Here is a 17398-nt window from a genome sequence, read left to right as displayed (position 1 = left end):
GTTGGAGACGGACACCATGGGGCACAACCCGGTCAACCATCCGCTGCGGCCGATCTACCGCGCCCTGGGCGCGCTCACCGGGGCCTATCTCGTGCTCTTCGGGGTCCTCGGCGCGATCATGACCGGTGGCGACGGCCTGTTCGGCCACCCCGACGACCGGGTGCTCGGCCAGCACACCAACCTCTTCTGGTCCGTCGTGGCGGTGCTCGTCGGCGTGATCGTGCTGATCGCCGCCGTCCTCGGCCGCAACTCCGACACCGTGGTCGACCGCTACTTCGGCTGGGGACTGCTCACCATCGGCACCTTCTCGCTCGGCGCGATCCGCACCGACGCCAACTTCCTCAACTTCAGCATCTCCACGGTGGTCGTCAGCTACCTGCTCGGCCTGGTGCTCATCATGGCCGCGTACTACAGCAAGGTCGCCCCGCCGGAGCAGACCGGAGCGCCGCGGCAGGCACGCGAACGCCAGTCCCAGTCCGCCTGACGCCTCACCGGGGGCGGGTCAGCAACGTCGGCTTCGCCTCCAGGTGGGACAGCCCGTTCCAGGCCAGATTGACCAGGTGGGCCGCCACCATCTCCTTCTTCGGCTTGCGCGCCTCCCGCCACCACTGCCCGACCAGCGCCACCATGCCCACCAGCGCCTGCGAGTAGAGCTCCGCAAACTTCGGATCCAGCTCCCGCGCCCGGAACTCCGCGCCCAGGATGTGCTCCACCTGGTGTGCCACGTCGTTCATCACGCTGGAGAAGTTGCCGCCCGGCGACAACGCCGGCGACTCCCGCACCAGCACCTGGAAGCCGTGCGGCTCCTGATCGATGTAGTCCAGCAACGCCAGCGCCGCCTGCTCCAGCAACTCCCGCGGATGCCCGGCGGTCAGCGCGGCGGCGATCCGGTCCAGCAGCGCCCGCACCTCCCGGTCCACGACCACCGCGTACAGGCCCTCCTTGCCGCCGAAGTGCTCGTACACCACCGGCTTGGAGACCTTCGCGCGGGCCGCGACCTCCTCCACCGAGGTGGCGTCGAAGCCACGCTCGGCGAACAGCTGACGGCCGATCGAGATCAGCTGCTCACGGCGCTGGGCGGCCGGCATCCGGACCCGCGCGGCGCCCTTACCCGACGCCGCCGCGCGCGGACTGCGGGCGCGCCGGCCACGGGGCTCTCCGCCTGGCTCGCTCTGATCTGTCACCCGGCCATCCTGCCAGCCCGCCGACTATGCCGGTCGCCCGAAAGTCGCATGACAACTAGTCTTGCGACTAGTAGAGTATCGACATGCTTACACCCGTAGAGGAAGACCCTCGCGCCGGGGAAGCCCGGCGCCTCCGTGCCGAGAGCCGCATGTCGCTCGCTCAACTCCGCGAGCACTTCGGCGTCAGCCGCGACACCATGGCCGTCTGGCTCTGGGACGAGCCGACTCCCGAATGGACCCGCCGGCCGCGCGCCAAGGACGACCTGCGCGCCCAGGCCATCACGCTGCGCCAGGACGGGCTGACCGTCCCGCAGATCGCCCAGACGCTCGGCGTCTCCAAGTCCACTGCCTACCTGTGGGTCAAGCACCTGCCGCTGGACGAGACGAGTGAGCTCGCTCAGCAGCGGCGCAGCGAGCACTCCCGGCGGGTCTCCGAGACGCGCTGGGAGCCGCTGCGCAAGAAGCGCGACGCGGACCGCGCGGCGGCCAACGAGGACGAGGCATCGTGGGTGGGTGAGCTCTCCGACCGTGAGGTCAGGCTGCTCGGCGCGGTGGCCTACTGGTGCGAAGGCTGCAAGTCGAAGCCTTGGCGACCCAATCGCTGTCAGGTCACCTTCATCAACAGCGACCCGGTGCTCATCCGGCTCTTCATCCGCTTTCTGGGGCAGATGGGAGCGGATCGGATGCGGCTGAACTACCGGGTCAGCATCCATGAGTCTGCTGACGCGGAGGCGGCAGGCCGGTGGTGGGCGGCAGTGGCCGACGTGCCGTTCGAGATTTTCCGTCGCCCGACGTTGAAGACGCACAATCCGTCCACGGTTCGGTACAACATCGGAGAACCTTATCGGGGCTGTCTCATCGTGGATGTGCCCAAGTCGCGAGAGCTCTACTGGAAGATCGAGGGCATGATGCGAGGCATCGGCGACGCGACTGGTTGTAAGGGAGACGCTAGTATGTGAGCCGCGAACATGACCTAGATGTTATGTCCGCTTTGCCCTCCCGGGTCGTCTAAGGGTAGGACCACGGCTTTTGGTGCCGTTTATAGGGGTTCGAATCCTCTCCCGGGAGCTCTGTGTCTGCGGTTGAGTCGGCGCCGCGTTCTGCACATCACTGCGATCAATGGAGTCCGCGTGAGCCAGGCCCGGAGTCGTACCGTCGTCGTTCTCGCCGCCGGTGAGGGCAAGCGGATGAAGTCCGCGACGCCAAAGATGCTGCACCCGCTGCTCGGGCGCACGCTGCTCGGCCACGTCCTGCACGCCGCCGACGCCGTCCGGGCGTCGCGCACCGTCGTGGTCGTCGGCCACAAGGCCGACCAGGTCCGCGCGCACCTCGCCGAGATCGCCCCCGGCGCCACCCCGGTCCTGCAGGCCGAGCAGAACGGCACCGGCCACGCCGTCCGGATCGCCCTGGACGCGATCCCGGAGGCCGCCGGCACGGTGGTCGTGCTCAACGCCGACGTGCCGCTGCTGCGCCCCGGCACCGTGGAGGCGCTGGTCACCGCGCACGAGTCGACCAGCCGGGGCGCCACGGTGCTGGCCGCCGAGGTGCCCGATCCGGCCGGGCTGGGCCGGATCGTGCGGGACGGCGCCGGCAATCTGGAGCGGATCGTGGAGGAGCGGGACGCCTCGCCCGAGGTGCGGGCCGTCCGGGAGGTCAACGCGGGCATCTACGCGTTCGACGCCGCGCTGCTGCGGGAGGCGCTGGGCAAGCTGTCCACGGACAACGACCAGGGTGAGGAGTATCTGACCGACGTGTTCGGGCTGCTCGCCGCGGTCGGTCACGCGGTCGGTGTGCATGTCGCCGAGGACGCGCTGGAGACCCTGGGCTGCAACGACCGGGCCGAGCTGGCGCGGTTGCGGGCCCTGCTGCGGGACCGGGTCAACACCGAGTGGATGCGGGCCGGGGTGTCGATCCTGGACCCGGCGACCACCTGGATCGACGTGACCGTGACGCTGGAGCCGGACGCGGTGGTGGATCAGAATTCGCAGCTGCAGGGTCTGACCACGGTGGCGACGGGTGCGGTGATCGGCCCGGACACCACGTTGGTGGACACGGTGGTCGCGGCGGGCGCCGTGGTGCTGCGGACGCACGCGATCGGCGCGCAGATCGGCCCGGACGCCTCGGTGGGCCCGTTCTCGTATCTGCGGCCGGGCACCCGGCTGGGCCGCAAGTCGAAGATCGGCGGGTTCGTCGAGGCGAAGAACGCCGAGCTGGGCGCGGGCGCGAAGGTGCCGCACCTGACGTACGTGGGTGACGCGACGATCGGCCCGAAGGCGAACATCGGCGCGGGCACGATCTTCGCGAACTACGACGGGGTGCACAAACATCACACGACCGTGGGCGAGGCCGCGTTCGTGGGCAGCGACACCGTGCTGATCGCGCCGGTGGAGATCGGCCCGGGGGCGTATGTGGCCGCGGGCAGCGCGATCGGCAAGGACGTGCCGGCGGGCCAGCTGGGGGTCACCCGGGCGCAGCAGCGCAACGTCGAGGGCTGGGTGGCGCGCAAGCGGCCGGGCACGGTGTCGGCCGAGGCTGCGGATCGGGCCGGGAAGGGCGAGACTGAGGACACCGGGGCGTAGCGGGCGCAAGCTGGGGTGAGGGATCCCACGACCGGGATGCGGGGCGTGGCGCCGGTTGGGGTCCGGGTAATACTTCTGGTGACAACCCCCTCGATTTCACGGGAGCGGACGGGCCCATGGGCAGCATCGTCGCGGAGAACCGTAAGAGTTTGATGCTTTTCTCCGGCCGGGGCTTCCCGGAGCTGGCGGAGGAGATCGGGCAGGTGCTCGGCATCGCGCCGACCGCGTCGGATTCCTACGAGTTCGCCAACGGGGAGATCTTCGTCCGGTTCAAGGATTCGGTGCGGGGCTCGGACGCGTTTGTCGTCCAGTCGGTGACCGAGGGTGTGAACCGCTGGGTCATGGAGACCCTGATCATGGTGGACGCGTTGAAGCGCGGGTCGGCGAAGCGGATCACCGTGGTGCTGCCGTTCTACCCGTACTCGCGGCAGGACAAGAAGCACCGGGGCCGGGAGCCGATCTCCGCGCGGCTGGTCGCCGATCTGCTGAAGACGGCGGGCGCCAACCGGATCCTGACGGTGGATCTGCACACCGCGCAGATCCAGGGCTTCTTCGACGGCCCGGTGGATCACCTGTTCGCGATGGACATCCTGGCCGAGCACATCATCAAGAAGTTCGAGGGCCGGCCGATGACGGTCGTGGCCCCGGACTCGGGCCGGGTGCGGGTGGCGGAGCGGTGGACGGACCGGCTGGGCGGGTGCCCGCTGGCGTTCATCCACAAGACGCGCGACCCGTTGAAGCCCAACCAGGTGGTGGCGAACCGGGTGGTCGGTGAGGTCGAGGGCCGGGTGTGCCTGATCGTCGACGACATGATCGACACCGGTGGCACGATCACCAAGGCCGCGGACATCCTGTTCGACTCGGGCGCCGCCGACGTGATCGTGGCGTCGACGCACGCTTTGCTGTCGGATCCGGCGACCGAGCGGCTGAAGAACAGCCGGATCAGTGAGCTGGTGGTGACGAACACGTTGCCGCTGCCGCCCGAGAAGCAGCTCGACAAGATCACCGTGCTGTCGATCGCGCCGCTGCTGGCCCGCGCGATTCGCGAGGTTTTTGATGACGGATCGGTCACCACCCTGTTCGGTGGCCTGAGCTGAGCGACGCCTCCCGCGCCGTGTCCGGTTTGTGGCGCGATGGCGCCTGCAAGTTGCATCCGTGCGAGTGAAATTTCCGCAGGGTGGGGGATCTGGCGGGACCCGCCGGTCCGGCCGCCGTGGCGGCAGGTAAGCTGGTGCGGTTGCCACGGCGAGGGTGCCACGCGGTCTGCTGCAGTTTGCAGAGTTCGCTTGAGGCACCGTGATCGACGCGGTGCTCCGGGCCTGTGCCCGTGCGCCCCTTCGCCGAGCGCCGATTGCCCGCAGCCCGCCGACTTACTTCACGCCGCCCGATCCAACGTTTTCAGGAGTTTCCCCGTGTCCGAGGTAAAGATCAGCGCCGAGCCCCGTACCGAGTTCGGCAAGGGTGGTGCCCGCCGCACGCGCCGGGCCGGCCTGGTGCCCGCCGTGCTGTACGGACACGGCGAGGCCCCCGTCCACATCGCGCTGCCCGCGCGGGAGTTCGCCGCCGCGATCCGGCACGGCGGTCTCAACCAGGTGTTCACCATCGACGTGGTCGGTGGCACCGGCGCGACGCTAGCGCTGCCGAAGGCGATCCAGCGTGACCCGATCAAGGACACCTACGAGCACGTCGACCTGATCATCGTCAAGCGTGGCGAGAAGGTCCAGGTCGACGTCCCGGTGACGCTGGTCGGCGAGGCCGCCCGCAACACCCTGATCGTCAACGAGTCCAACACGCTGGCTGTCACCGCCGAGGCGATGCACCTGCCGAGCGGTTTCGAGGTCTCGGTCGAGGGCCTGGAGGCCGGCTCGCAGGTCACCGCCGGCGACGTGACGCTGCCGGAGGGCACCGAGCTCGCGGTCGACCCCGACTTCGTGCTGGCGATGGTCACCGCGGCGCAGACCGCCGAGCAGCTCGAGGGCGACTCCGCCGACGCTGCCGAGGCCGCCGTGACGGCCGACGCGCCGGCCGAGGAAGCCGCTTCCTGATCTGACGAACCGCGATCCACAGGGAAAGTGCCGTCGGGCACTTTCCCTGTTGTCGTTGAGGAGGCCTGTCGTGACCGCCTGCACCGAGCCACGCCTGGCCGGCTGCCGTCCGCGGCCGGGAGTGCGAGGGCCGGAAGGGCTCGACGAAAGGAAGCACAGTGTCTGAGGACGCACCCTGGCTGGTGGTCGGCCTGGGCAATCCCGGCCGGGAGTATGCGGCCAACCGGCACAACGTCGGCTTCGCGGTGGCCGACCTGCTGGCGTCGCGGGTGGGCGCCAGGTTCGGCCGGGCCAAGCGGGTCGTCGCCGAGGTGGCGGAGGGCCAGCTGGGTTTCGGCGGCCCGAAGCTGATCGTGGTGAAGCCGCTGACCTTCATGAACCTGTCCGGGTCCCCGGTGGTGGCGCTGAGCCAGTTCTTCAAGGTGCCGGTGGAGAACGTGGTGGCGGTGCACGACGAGCTGGATGTCCCGTTCGGGCAGGTACGAGTCAAGCGCGGCGGCGGTGAGGGTGGTCACAACGGGCTGCGTTCGATGTCGAAGTCGCTGGGCAGCAAGGAGTACGCGAGGGTCCGGTTCGGCATCGGCCGGCCGCCGGGTCGGCAGGATCCGGCCGACTACGTGCTGTCGGATTTCTCCGCCGTGGAGCGCAAGGAGCTGGATTTCCTGGTGGACCGGGCCGCCGACGTGGTGGAGGCCGTGGTGCTCGAGGGTGTGGAGTGGGCGCAGAATAAATACCACGGAACCTGATCCAGTGTGACGTAACGGACAGGACGGTTGGACCGTTTTGTCCGTCTAACGGTCCCGTGACGCTACCCCCGGTTAGCGCGTTGGTCACGTAGCGTCCCCAAACGGGACGAGTTGATCAAGCGGTACGGGGGAGGTTCGGGTGCGACAGGAACTCTCCGAGGACCACGAGGCGGCACTGGGCGAGCCGACGGCGGCGCTGCCGGCGGTGCACCGTCGCGATGTGGTGCCCTCGGAGCCGCCGGAGAGCCACGGTCCGGCCAACCATCCGCCCGGCAACCACGGACCCCGCCCGAACCGGCCGATGCTGTACCGGAGCCGGAACAGCAAGATCCCGTCGCCGGCCCGGCCGGCCGGCGGCGACCCCGTCGAGGAGCCCGCCGACAACGCCGCCCCGCTGGCCGGCGCCGGTGGCCGGGCGGCCGACGGGCGCGCCCGCAACCGGGCCGTCGAGCGGCACTGGTCGCCCGAGCGCAACCGGTCCGGCGCGGCCCGGCCGGCCGGCCGGCCGTTCGTCCGGGTCCGCGGCCGGCACGCGGCGATGTCGCGGCGGCAGCGCTGGGAGCGGCAGTACGTGCGTGCGCTGGTCCTGTGTGACCTGCTGGCCGGGGTGGCCGCGGGCGGGGTGACCTTCGGGCTGCGCTTCGGCGACGAGGTGACCACCTACAACCGCTCGTACCTGTGGCTGTCCGCGCTGCTGCCGCTGGCGCTGCTGGCGGTGCTGGTGGTGAGCCGGGCGTACGAGCGCCGCTTCCTGTTCGTCGGCACGGACGAGTACCAGCGGGTGTTCCGCGGCGGGGTGGGCCTGATCGCGGGTGTGGCCGTCGTGTCGTACGCCCTCGACCTCGACCTGGCCCGGTCGTACGTGCTGGCCGCGCTGCCCACCGCGATGTTCTCCGCCGTGGTGCTGCGGTTCGCCCTGCGCAAGCGGCTGCACCTGGCCCGGGCCCGCGGCGAGCGGCTGCGCCGGGTGATCGTGGTCGGCCACGAGCTGTCGGTCATCGGCATCACCCGGCAGCTGCGCCGGGAGCGGTACCACGGGCTCGAGGTGGTCGGCGCGTGCCTGCCGCCGGACCACGACGGGATCATCGACCTGCCGGTCTTCGGCACGTTCGACGACGTGGCGACCGCGGTGGACGCCGCCGACGCCGACACCGTGGTGGTGCTGAGCTGCCCGGAGCTGGACGGCGCCGCGCTGCGCCGCCTGGCCTGGCGGCTGGAACGCGACGAGGTCGACCTGGTGGTGGCGAGCGCGCTGATCGACGTCGCCGGGGCGCGCACCACCATCCGGCCGTTCGACGGCCTGCCGATGCTGCACGTCGAGCACCCGCGGCTGCACGGCGGCGCCCGCATCGTGAAGGACCTGGTCGATCGGATCGGTGCACTTTCGCTGCTGGGGCTGTTCGGCCCGCTGCTGTTAGCCGTCGCACTCTGCGTCCGGGTGACCTCCCGCGGGCCGGTACTCTTTCGTCAGGTGCGGGTCGGGCGTGACGGGTCCGAGTTCCGCATCTTCAAGTTCCGCAGCATGTACGTCGATGCCGAGGCCCGGTTGGCCGAGCTCCGGCATCTCAACGAGCACGACGGTGTGCTCTTCAAAATGCGCGACGATCCGCGCGTGACGCCGGTCGGCCGGTGGTTGCGGAGGCTCTCCCTGGACGAGCTGCCCCAGCTGCTGAACGTGATCGCCGGACAGATGTCGCTGGTCGGGCCGCGACCGCCGCTGCCGTCCGAGGTGGCCATGTACGCCGACGACGTGCGCCGGCGGCTCGCCGTCAAGCCGGGCATGACGGGCCTATGGCAAGTTTCCGGACGTTCGGACTTGTCGTGGGAGGAGGCGGTCAGGCTTGACCTTCGCTATGTGGAGAACTGGTCTCTCAGCTTGGACCTGGTGATCCTTTTGCGCACGATGACGGCCGTGGTCCGCTCTTCCGGGGCGTACTGAGCTTATTGAACATGAGGAGCGAGGCGATGAGCGAGCAGACAGGGACGTCCGCGCGCATAGCCGGCCAGCGGGAGCCCGCCGGCGACGGCGGCACCCCGCCGGTCATCGACGCGGCGTTCGCGCGCTGGCTCGCGGACCGGGCCGGCCAGGTGCTGCTCCAGGTGCGTGCCGACCTCGGGTACGCCGACGGCAAGGCCCTCAAGGCCGCCGGGGACAAGGCCGCGCACGACCTGCTGCGCGCCGAGCTGGCCCGGTGGCGCCCGGCGGACGCGGTGCTGTCGGAGGAGGACGACCACTCCCGCCTCGCCTGGCAGGACGACCGGCACGACGCGGTGCGCCCGGACCGCCTCGACGCCTCCCGGGTCTGGATCATCGACCCGCTGGACGGCACCCGCGAGTTCTCCGAGGAGGGCCGCACCGACTGGGCGGTGCACGTGGCGCTCTGGACAGCCGACTGCTCCCGGCCCAGCCGCCTGGCCGCCGGCGCCGTGGCGATGCCGGCCCAGCACCGGACGCTGGCCACCGACCAGCCGCCCGCGTACCCCCCGCTGCCGCTGGCGGCCGCGACCGGCGGCCCGATCCGGATCGCCGCCAGCCGCACCCGCCCGCCGGCCTTCGTCACCGCGCTGGCCGAGGACATCGGCGCCGAGCTGGTGCCGATGGGCTCCGCCGGGGTGAAGATCGCCGCGGTGATCAACGGCGACGCGGACGCGTACGTGCACGCCGGCGGGCAGTACGAGTGGGACAGCGCAGCCCCGGTTGCTGTGGCGTCGGCCACTGGACTGCATGCTTCCCGAATCGATGGAACTGCGCTGAAATACAACCAGGCCGATCCGAAGTTGCCGGATCTGGTGGTATGTCGCAAGGACCTTGCGCCCCGTCTGCTCGCAGCGTTGCAGCGACACCTCCCGTAATCCCCCCGGATGACGGCCGACACCGAAAGGTCTGGAAATCCATGAGCCAGACGAAGCCCTATCGCGTCTCGCATCTCGACGCTCTCGAAGCCGAGAGCATCTTCGTCATGCGTGAGGTCATGGCCGAGTTCGAGCGGCCGGTGCTGCTCTTCTCCGGCGGCAAGGACTCGATCGTGATGCTGCGCCTCGCGGAGAAGGCGTTCGCGCCCGCGCGCATCCCGTTCCCGGTCATGCACGTCGACACCGGCCACAACTTCCCCGAGGTGCTGGAGTACCGCGACACCCGGGTCGCCGAGCTGGGCCTCAACCTGGTCATCGCCAGCGTGCAGGAGGCCATCGACACCGGCGTGGTCCGTGAGCTGCCCGACGGCACCCGCAACCGGATCCAGACCCCGGTGCTGCTGGCCGCGGTGGAGAAGTACCGCTTCGACGCGCTCTTCGGCGGCGCCCGCCGCGACGAGGAGAAGGCCCGGGCCAAGGAGCGGATGTTCAGCTTCCGCGACGAGTTCGGCCAGTGGGACCCGAAGAACCAGCGACCCGAGCTGTGGTCGCTCTACAACGGCCGGCACCACCCCGGCGAGTCGATCCGGGTGTTCCCGCTGTCCAACTGGACCGAGCTGGACGTCTGGCACTACATCGCCAAGGAGGACATCGGGCTGCCGAGCATCTACTACGCCCACGACCGCGAGGTCGTCGAGCGCGCCGGGATGTTCTACGCGGTCAACGAGTTCATCGTGGCCCGTGACGGCGAGCCGGTCGAGAGTCGCCGGGTGCGGTACCGCACCGTCGGCGACGCGTCGCAGACCGCCGCGGTGCTCTCCGACGCCGACACGGTCGCCAGGGTCATCGACGAGGTCGCGGCGACCCGGATCACCGAGCGCGGCGCCACCCGGGGCGACGACAAGGTCAGCGAGGCGGCCATGGAAGACCGCAAGCGGGAAGGGTACTTCTGATGAGCCAGTCCGTGCTGGAGCCCGAGGCCGCGCAGGCCCGGAACATGGACCTGCTGCGGTTCGCCACCGCAGGCAGCGTCGACGACGGCAAGTCCACTCTGATCGGCCGGCTGCTGTTCGACACCAAGTCGCTCTTCTCCGACCAGCTCGAGGCGGTCGAGGCGGTCAGCGCCGCGCGCGGTGACGAGTACACCAACCTGGCGCTGCTCACCGACGGCCTGCGCGCCGAGCGGGAGCAGGGCATCACCATCGACGTGGCATACCGCTACTTCGCCACGCCGCGGCGCAAGTTCATCATCGCCGACACTCCCGGGCACATCCAGTACACCCGCAACATGGTCACCGGCGCCTCCACGGCCGACCTGGCGCTGATCCTGGTGGACGCCCGCAAGGGCCTGGTCGAGCAGTCCCGCCGGCACGCGTTCCTGACCAGCCTGCTGCGGGTGCCGCACCTGGTGCTCTGCGTCAACAAGATGGACCTGGTCGACTGGGACCGCGAGGTCTACGAGCGGATCGCCGACGAGTTCACCTCGTTCGCGGCCAAGCTGGACGCGCCGGACCTGACGGTCATCCCGATCTCGGCGCTGGACGGCGACAACATCGCCTCCCGCTCCTCCAAGAGCCCCTGGTACGAGGGCCCGTCGCTGCTGCACCACCTGGAGCACGTGCACATCGCCTCGGACCGCAACCTGGTCGACGTGCGTTTCCCGGTGCAGTACGTGATCCGCCCGCAGTCCAAGGACGTCACCGACTACCGGGGCTACGCCGGTCAGGTGGCCTCGGGCGTGCTCAAGCCCGGCGACGAGGTGATGGTGCTGCCGTCCGGGCTGACCAGCACGATCTCGGCGATCGACACCGCGGACGGCCCGGTCGACGAGGCGTTCCCGCCGATGTCGGTGACGGTGCGGCTGACCGACGAGATCGACATCTCCCGGGGCGACATGATCTGCCGGCCGCACAACGCGCCGGCGGTGGCCCAGGACGTCGAGGCGATGATCTGCTGGATGGACGAGACGGCCCCGCTGCGGGTCGGCGCGAAGTACACCATCAAGCACACCACCCGCACGGCCCGTACGGTGGTCCGCGGCCTGCAGTACCGGCTGGACGTGAACACGCTGCACCGCGACGAGAACGCCCCGCAGCTGGGCCTGAACGAGATCGGCCGGGTCAAGCTGCGCACCACGGTGCCGCTGCTCGCCGACGAGTACCGGCGCAACCGCACCACGGGTGGTTTCATCCTCATCGACGAGGCCAGCAACCGTACGGTCGGCGCCGGAATGATCATCGAAGCGCAGTAGGGCGGGGCGGGTGCCTCCGGGTCTGAAGGACGTGGCCGCACAGGCAGGCGTGTCGATCAAGACCGTCTCCAACGTGGTCAACGGCTACGTGCACGTCGCCCCGGAGACCCGCGCCCGGGTGCAGCGGGCCATCGACGCGCTCGGCTACCAGCCGAACATGGCCGCCCGGCAGCTGCGCAGCGGCCGGTCCGGGGTGATCGCGCTGGCCGTGCCCGAGCTGCAGTCGCCGTACTTCGCCGAGCTGGCCGGGCGGATCGTGCACGCCGCCGAGCGCCGGTCCTGGACCGTGCTGATCGACCAGACCGACGGTCAGGCCGAGCGGGAACGCAACCTGGTCACCGGCCTGCGCCGGCACGCGATCGACGGGCTGATCTTCAGCCCGCTGGCGCTGGCCGGCGAGGAGCTGGCCCGCGGCGGCGACGAGACCCCGATGGTGCTGCTCGGCGAGCGGGTGTGGCACGGCCCGGCCGACCACGTCGCCATCGACAACACCACCGCCGCGGCCGACGCCACCCGGCACCTCTGCGCGTCCGGGCGCCGGCGGATCGCGGCGATCGGGGCCCAGGACAGCCCGTCGGCGGTGACCGCGCACCAGCGGCTGGCCGGCTACCGGGCGGCGCTGGAGGAGGCCGGGCTGCCGGTCGACCCGGCGCTGATCGCCGAGGTGGCGATGTTCCACCGCGCCGACGGTGCCGCCGCGATGGCCCGGCTGATGGACGGCCCGCAGCCGCCGGACGCGGTCTTCTGCTTCAACGACCTGCTCGCCCTGGGCGCGATCCGCGCCCTGCTGGAGCGGGGCTGCGCGGTGCCCGGCGACGTGGCCGTGATCGGCTTCGACGACATCGAGGACGGCCGGTTCAGCACCCCGACCCTGAGCACCATCGCCCCGGACCTGGGCCGGATCGCCGAGCTGGCGGTCGACCTGCTCGCCGAGCGCCTGGGGGAGGGGGAGGCGGCCGTCGCCGCGCCCCGGGAAGTGCGGGTCAGCCACCGGCTGGTCGCGCGGGAAAGCACGTTAGGCCGCTAAGCGCCACAAAACGCAACGCTCCCTGGTAACGACAGTGTGTCGGCCTCTTTACAACGTTGGTTCCAACGTTGTAAACAGTGTGAGGCGGCACACAGATCGAGGACGGGAGCACTACGTGGACCAGGCTCGGCTGACCCTCGACCCCGCTTTTGCCATCGGCCCGGTGGACCGGCGGCTCTTCGGTTCGTTCGTGGAGCACATGGGCCGCTGCGTCTACACCGGCATCTTCGAGCCCGGCCACCCCGCGGCCGACGCCGACGGGCTGCGCACCGACGTGCTCGAGCTGGTCCGCGAGCTGGGCGTCACGCTGGTGCGCTACCCCGGCGGCAACTTCGTCTCCAACTACCGCTGGGAGGACGGGGTCGGCCCGGTCGGCGACCGGCCGCGCCGGCTCGACCTGGCCTGGCGGTCGCTGGAGAGCAACGCCTTCGGGCTCAACGAGTTCATGCGCTGGGCCGGGCTGGCCGGCGCCGAGCCGATGATGGCGGTCAACCTCGGCACCCGCGGCATCGCCGAGGCCGCCGAGCTGGTCGAGTACTGCAACCTGCCGGACGGCACCGCCGCCGCCGACCTGCGCCGCAAGCACGGGGTGACCCGGCCGCACAACATCCGGCTCTGGTGCCTGGGCAACGAGATGGACGGGCCCTGGCAGATCGGCAGCACCACGGCCCTGGAGTACGGCCGGCTGGCCGCCCGCGCCGGGCACGCCATGAAGCGCGTCGACCCCGGCATCAAGCTGGTCGCCTGCGGCAGCTCGAACTCCGCCATGCCGACCTTCGCCGGGTGGGAGGCGACGGTGCTGGAGCAGGCGTACGACCAGATCGACTACCTGTCGCTGCACACCTACTACGACCCCGAGCGCCACGACGAGGCCAGCTTCCGCGCCGCGGCGGTCGACCTCGACGCGTTCGTGGACGACGTGATCGCCACCGCCGACCACGTCCGGGCCAAGCTGCGCCGCACCAAGCGGATCAACCTGGCCCTGGACGAGTGGAACGTCTGGTACCAGTCGCGCTTCACCGAGCCGGAGGACCGGCCGATCGCGGACACCCCGGCGCTGATCGAGGACGACTACACCGTCACCGACGCGATGGTGGTCGGCAACCTGCTGATCAGCATGCTGCGCCACGCCGACCGGCTCACCGTCGGCGCCCAGGCGCAGCTGGTCAACATCATCGCGCCGATCCGCACCACGCCCGGCGGGCCGGCCTGGCGGCAGACCATCTTCCACCCGTTCGCGCACACCGCCCGGCTGGCCCGGGGCACCGTGCTGCGGGCCGCGGTCCAGTCACCGGCCATGATCACCGGCCGCTACGGCGAGGTGCCGGCCGTGGACGCGGTCGCCACCCTCGACGAGCGGAGCGGCCGGCTCGTCGTGTTCGCCGTCAACCGTTCCACCGAGGCGGTCCCGCTGACCCTCGACCTGCGGGCCTTCCCCGGGCTGCGGGCGGGTCGGCGGGTCAGCCTCGCCGAGGACGACCCGTCGATCGGCAACACCGCCGCTGCGCCTGATCGCGTGGGCACCCGTACCGAAGAAATGCCCGCCCTCGACGGCGGCCGCGCCGCCGTCGTCCTTCCCCCCGTCTCCTGGCACGCCCTGAGCTTCACCCCCGAGGAGAAACCGTGAAACCACCTCTCACCCGCCGCGGCCTGCTCGGGCTCGGCGTCGGCGCCGGCGGCGCCGTTCTGCTCGGCGCCTGCGGCGACGACGGGCCCAACCCCGTCGTCGGCGGTGGCGGCGAGAACGCGCAGCCCGCGTCCACCAGCTACGCCGGCCCGAACGTCGCGCTGGCCTTCTGGAACGGCTTCACCGGCGGCGACGGCCCGGTGATGAAGGCGCTGGTGGACAAGTTCAACGCCGCGAACCCGAACATCAAGGTCACCATGAACGTCTACGAGTGGGCCGACTACTACCAGAAGGTGCCCGCCGCGGTCTCCACCGGCAACGGCCCCGACCTGGGCATCATGCACGTCGACCAGGTCGCCACCAACGCCGCTCGCGGGGTGATCCTGGGGCTGGACGACCTCGCCACGTCGCTGCGGCTCAACGAGGGCGACTTCTCCCCGCCGGTGTGGCAGGCCGGGGTCTACAACGGCAAGCGCTACGCGATCCCGCTGGACGTGCACCCGCTGGGCATGTTCTACAACAAGAAGGTCCTGCGGACCGCCGGGCTCGACCCGGACAAGCCGCCGGCCACCGCCGACGAGTACGCCGCGGACCTGGACAAGCTCAAGGCCAAGGGCGTCCAGGGGCACTGGGCGACCCCGTTCCCGTTCACCGGCACGCTCCAGTTCGAGGCGCTGACCTGGCAGTTCGGCGGCCAGCTGTTCGACGAGAAGGCGACCAAGCCATTGTTCGCCGAGCAGCCCGGGGTGCAGGCGCTGACCTGGCTCACCGACCTGGTCAAGAACGGCCACAGCCCGAAGAACGTGGCCCAGGACGCCGACCTGATCGCGCTGCAGAACGGCAAGACCGCGTTCAACTGGAACGGCATCTGGACGATCAACACGCTGCGCGCGGTCAAGGGCATGGAGTGGGGCGTCGCACCGCTGCCGCAGATCGGCACCCAGCCCGCCGCCTGGGCCGGCTCGCACCAGTTCGTGCAGTTCAAGCAGCGCAGCCAAGACGCCAACAAGCTGCAGGCCGGCAAGGTGTTCATCAACTTCATCAGCCAGCAGTCGCTGGAGTGGGCCAAGGGCGGGCAGGTGCCGGCCCGTAAGGAGATCCGCGACAGCGCCGAGTTCAAGGCGCTCACCGAGCAGGCCGCGATCGGCACGCAGATCGACAACCTGCACTTCCCGCCGTCGGTGCCGGGCATCCCGGACGCGCTGGCCACCGTGGACACCGCGGTCAACGAGGCGATCCTGCTGCGCAAGGAACCCGGCAAGGCGCTGGCCGACGCGGCCGCCAAGGCCAACCAGATCCTCGAGCAGAACCGCAAGAAGTACGGCGGCTGAGCACCGATGGCCGATGCGCCGGCGACAGCCGACCGGGCGCCGAAGCGGGGGGCAGGTGTCACTCCCTACCTGTACCTGTTCCCCTACTTCGCGCTGTTCCTGACCTTCACGCTCGTGCCGGCCGGCTACGGGCTGTGGATCAGCCTGCACGAGTGGGACTACCTGCTGCCCGGCAAGCCGTTCGTCGGGCTGGACAACTACGCCGCCCTGTTCGACAGCGCGTCGCCGCAGTTCGACTTCTTCTGGCAGAGCATGCAGGCCACCGCGGTCTTCACGGTGTTCAGCGTGCCGCTGCTGGTCACCGTCCCGCTGACGATCGCGCTGCTGCTGAACCGCTCGTTCAAGGGGCGCACGTTCTTCCGGGCGGTGTACTTCGCGCCGTACGTGCTGGGTGTTGCGGTCATCGGCGTGCTCTGGCGCTTCCTGCTGGACCCGAACCTGGGCGCGGTCAACGGGCTGCTCGGCGCGATCGGTCTGCCGGACGACACCGCCTGGACCACCGGGCTGCCGTGGGCGTGGATCTCGCTGATCGGCGTCACCATCTGGTGGACGCTGGGCTTCAACGCGGTCATCTACCTCGCCGGGCTCCAGGACATCCCGCGTGAGCTCTACGACGCGGCCAAGGTGGACGGTGCCGGCCGCTGGCCGGAATTCCGCCACGTGACGCTGCCCGGGCTGCGGCCGGTGCTGCTGTTCGTCGTGATCAACACGATCCTGGCCTCCAGCAACATGTTCGGCCAGGCGTACCTGATCACCCAGGGCGCGCCGGGCGTGGAGACCCGCACCGCCATCATGTTCATCGCCGAGGAGGGTCTGCGCAGCTTCCGGATGGGCAGCGCGTCCGCGATGAGCTACCTGCTGACCCTCGGCCTGCTGCTGGTCAGCATGATCACTTTCCGGCTGTTCCGGACGAAGGACTGACGTCATGGTTCGCCTGCGCGGTGTTGCCTGGTACTCCCTGCTCAGCCTGCTCAGCCTGGTCTTCATCGCCCCGCTGGTGTGGATGCTGACCACCAGTTTCAAGAGCGCGGACGAGGCCACCCGGGTCCCGCCCACCCTGCTGCCCGCGGAGCCGACGACCAGCGCGTACGCCACGTTGTTCGGCGGCGACTCGCAGGCGCCGGTGCTGCGCTGGTTCCTCAACAGCCTGGTGGCCGCGGGCGGGCAGGCGCTGCTGGTGCTGGCGGTCGCCGCGATGGCCGCCTACGCGCTGGCCCGCATGGAGTTCCGCGGCAAGAAGATCATCTTCGCCCTGATCATCGCGACGCTGTTCGTGCCGATCTTCACGCTGCTCATCCCCAACTTCCTGCTGATCGACCGGCTCGGGCTGCTGGACACCCTCTGGGCGCTGATCATCCCCGGCGCGGCCAGCGCCTTCGGGGTCTTCTTCCTGCGGCAGTTCTTCCTCGGCCTGCCCCGGGAGCTGGAGGAGGCGGCGCTGCTGGAGGGCGCCAACTCGTGGCAGATCTTCACCAAGGTGATCCTGCCGCTGTCCAAGCCGGCCCTGGCCACGCTCGCCGTGATCAGCTTCCTGACCAACTGGAACGACTTCCTCTGGCCGGTCTACGTCATGTTCAGCCCGGAGAAGTTCACGCTGCCGCCGGGGCTGGGCACGCTGCAGGGCGCCTACGGCATCAACTATCCCGTGATCATGGCCGGCGCCGCGCTGGCCAGCATCCCGGCGCTGATCCTGTTCATGGTCAGCCAGCGCTACATCATCGAGGGTGTCTCCCGGTCCGGACTGAAGGGCTGATC

The 17398-nt window shown here is 70.2% G+C and carries 15 protein-coding genes, 1 tRNA gene and 1 pseudogene; 16 read left to right on the top strand and 1 reads right to left on the bottom strand.

All coding sequences use genetic code 11. From position 1 onward, the window contains the following. Nucleotides 1-16: 16 nt before the first annotated feature. On the top strand, nt 17-484 hold the full coding sequence (locus ACIBQZ_RS07855) for a DUF4383 domain-containing protein (RefSeq protein ID WP_396087931.1): 468 nt from the start codon (nt 17-19) through the stop codon (nt 482-484). Nucleotides 485-488: 4 nt separating this feature from the next. Here the strand turns inward: ACIBQZ_RS07855 and ACIBQZ_RS07850 are convergent, their stop codons facing one another. Then, nucleotides 489-1088 (bottom strand): TetR family transcriptional regulator, encoded by a 600-nt coding sequence (locus ACIBQZ_RS07850; protein WP_396087930.1) that lies wholly within the window; start codon nt 1086-1088, stop codon nt 489-491. 179 nt (nt 1089-1267) lie between these two features. On the opposite strand from ACIBQZ_RS07850, the gene ACIBQZ_RS07845 reads away from it, so the two are divergent. The 15 genes and pseudogenes from ACIBQZ_RS07845 to ACIBQZ_RS07775 all read left to right on the top strand — a co-directional run bounded on the left by ACIBQZ_RS07845 (nt 1268) and on the right by ACIBQZ_RS07775 (nt 17396). Continuing rightward, nucleotides 1268-2143, top strand: a complete 876-nt coding sequence (locus ACIBQZ_RS07845; protein WP_396087702.1) for a helix-turn-helix domain-containing protein — start codon at nt 1268-1270, stop codon at nt 2141-2143. Nucleotides 2144-2181: 38 nt separating this feature from the next. Then, a tRNA-Gln gene (locus tag ACIBQZ_RS07840) sits at nt 2182-2252 on the top strand. 119 nt (nt 2253-2371) lie between these two features. Next, nucleotides 2372-3846, top strand: a pseudogene (glmU, locus tag ACIBQZ_RS07835) (bifunctional UDP-N-acetylglucosamine diphosphorylase/glucosamine-1-phosphate N-acetyltransferase GlmU); the annotation flags it as partial. Nucleotides 3847-3879: 33 nt separating this feature from the next. After that, the gene (locus ACIBQZ_RS07830) at nt 3880-4860 is read left to right on the top strand and encodes a ribose-phosphate diphosphokinase (protein ID WP_396087929.1); all 981 of its coding nucleotides are present in this window, start codon (nt 3880-3882) and stop codon (nt 4858-4860) included. A 315-nt stretch (nt 4861-5175) separates the two neighbouring features. Next, on the top strand, nt 5176-5808 hold the full coding sequence (locus ACIBQZ_RS07825) for a 50S ribosomal protein L25/general stress protein Ctc (protein WP_396087700.1): 633 nt from the start codon (nt 5176-5178) through the stop codon (nt 5806-5808). Nucleotides 5809-5966: 158 nt separating this feature from the next. Then, entirely contained in the window at nt 5967-6554 is a 588-nt protein-coding gene (gene pth / locus ACIBQZ_RS07820; RefSeq protein ID WP_396087699.1) for an aminoacyl-tRNA hydrolase, read from the top strand. 139 nt (nt 6555-6693) lie between these two features. Further along, nucleotides 6694-8493 (top strand): sugar transferase, encoded by a 1800-nt coding sequence (locus tag ACIBQZ_RS07815; protein ID WP_396087697.1) that lies wholly within the window; start codon nt 6694-6696, stop codon nt 8491-8493. A 26-nt stretch (nt 8494-8519) separates the two neighbouring features. After that, nucleotides 8520-9407, top strand: coding sequence for a 3'(2'),5'-bisphosphate nucleotidase CysQ (locus tag ACIBQZ_RS07810; protein WP_396087696.1), 888 nt, complete (start codon nt 8520-8522; stop codon nt 9405-9407). Nucleotides 9408-9448: 41 nt separating this feature from the next. Then, nucleotides 9449-10360, top strand: coding sequence for a sulfate adenylyltransferase subunit CysD (gene cysD / locus ACIBQZ_RS07805; protein ID WP_396087695.1), 912 nt, complete (start codon nt 9449-9451; stop codon nt 10358-10360). Next, entirely contained in the window at nt 10360-11658 is a 1299-nt protein-coding gene (gene cysN, locus ACIBQZ_RS07800) for a sulfate adenylyltransferase subunit CysN (RefSeq protein ID WP_396087694.1), read from the top strand. The genes cysD and cysN overlap by 1 nt, the downstream gene beginning before the upstream one ends. A 10-nt stretch (nt 11659-11668) precedes the next feature. Further along, complete coding sequence (locus tag ACIBQZ_RS07795) at nt 11669-12685, top strand: LacI family DNA-binding transcriptional regulator (protein ID WP_396087693.1); 1017 nt, start codon at nt 11669-11671, stop codon at nt 12683-12685. 115 nt (nt 12686-12800) lie between these two features. Continuing rightward, complete coding sequence (locus ACIBQZ_RS07790; RefSeq protein WP_396087692.1) at nt 12801-14312, top strand: alpha-N-arabinofuranosidase; 1512 nt, start codon at nt 12801-12803, stop codon at nt 14310-14312. After that, the gene (locus tag ACIBQZ_RS07785) at nt 14309-15643 is read left to right on the top strand and encodes an ABC transporter substrate-binding protein (RefSeq protein WP_396087691.1); all 1335 of its coding nucleotides are present in this window, start codon (nt 14309-14311) and stop codon (nt 15641-15643) included. Before ACIBQZ_RS07790 ends, ACIBQZ_RS07785 begins: the two co-directional genes overlap by 4 nt. Nucleotides 15644-15649: 6 nt before the next feature. Next, nucleotides 15650-16564: a carbohydrate ABC transporter permease gene (locus tag ACIBQZ_RS07780; RefSeq protein WP_396087690.1), complete on the top strand. Its 915-nt coding sequence runs from the start codon at nt 15650-15652 to the stop codon at nt 16562-16564. 4 nt (nt 16565-16568) lie between these two features. Beyond that, nucleotides 16569-17396, top strand: a complete 828-nt coding sequence (locus ACIBQZ_RS07775; RefSeq protein WP_396087688.1) for a carbohydrate ABC transporter permease — start codon at nt 16569-16571, stop codon at nt 17394-17396. The last annotated feature ends 2 nt before the right edge of the window (nt 17397-17398 follow it).

Origin of the sequence: Actinoplanes sp. NPDC049599, assembly GCF_044465625.1 — a bacterium.
GTDB lineage: Bacteria > Actinomycetota > Actinomycetes > Mycobacteriales > Micromonosporaceae > Actinoplanes.
This window is presented reverse-complemented; position numbering and strand designations above follow the sequence as displayed.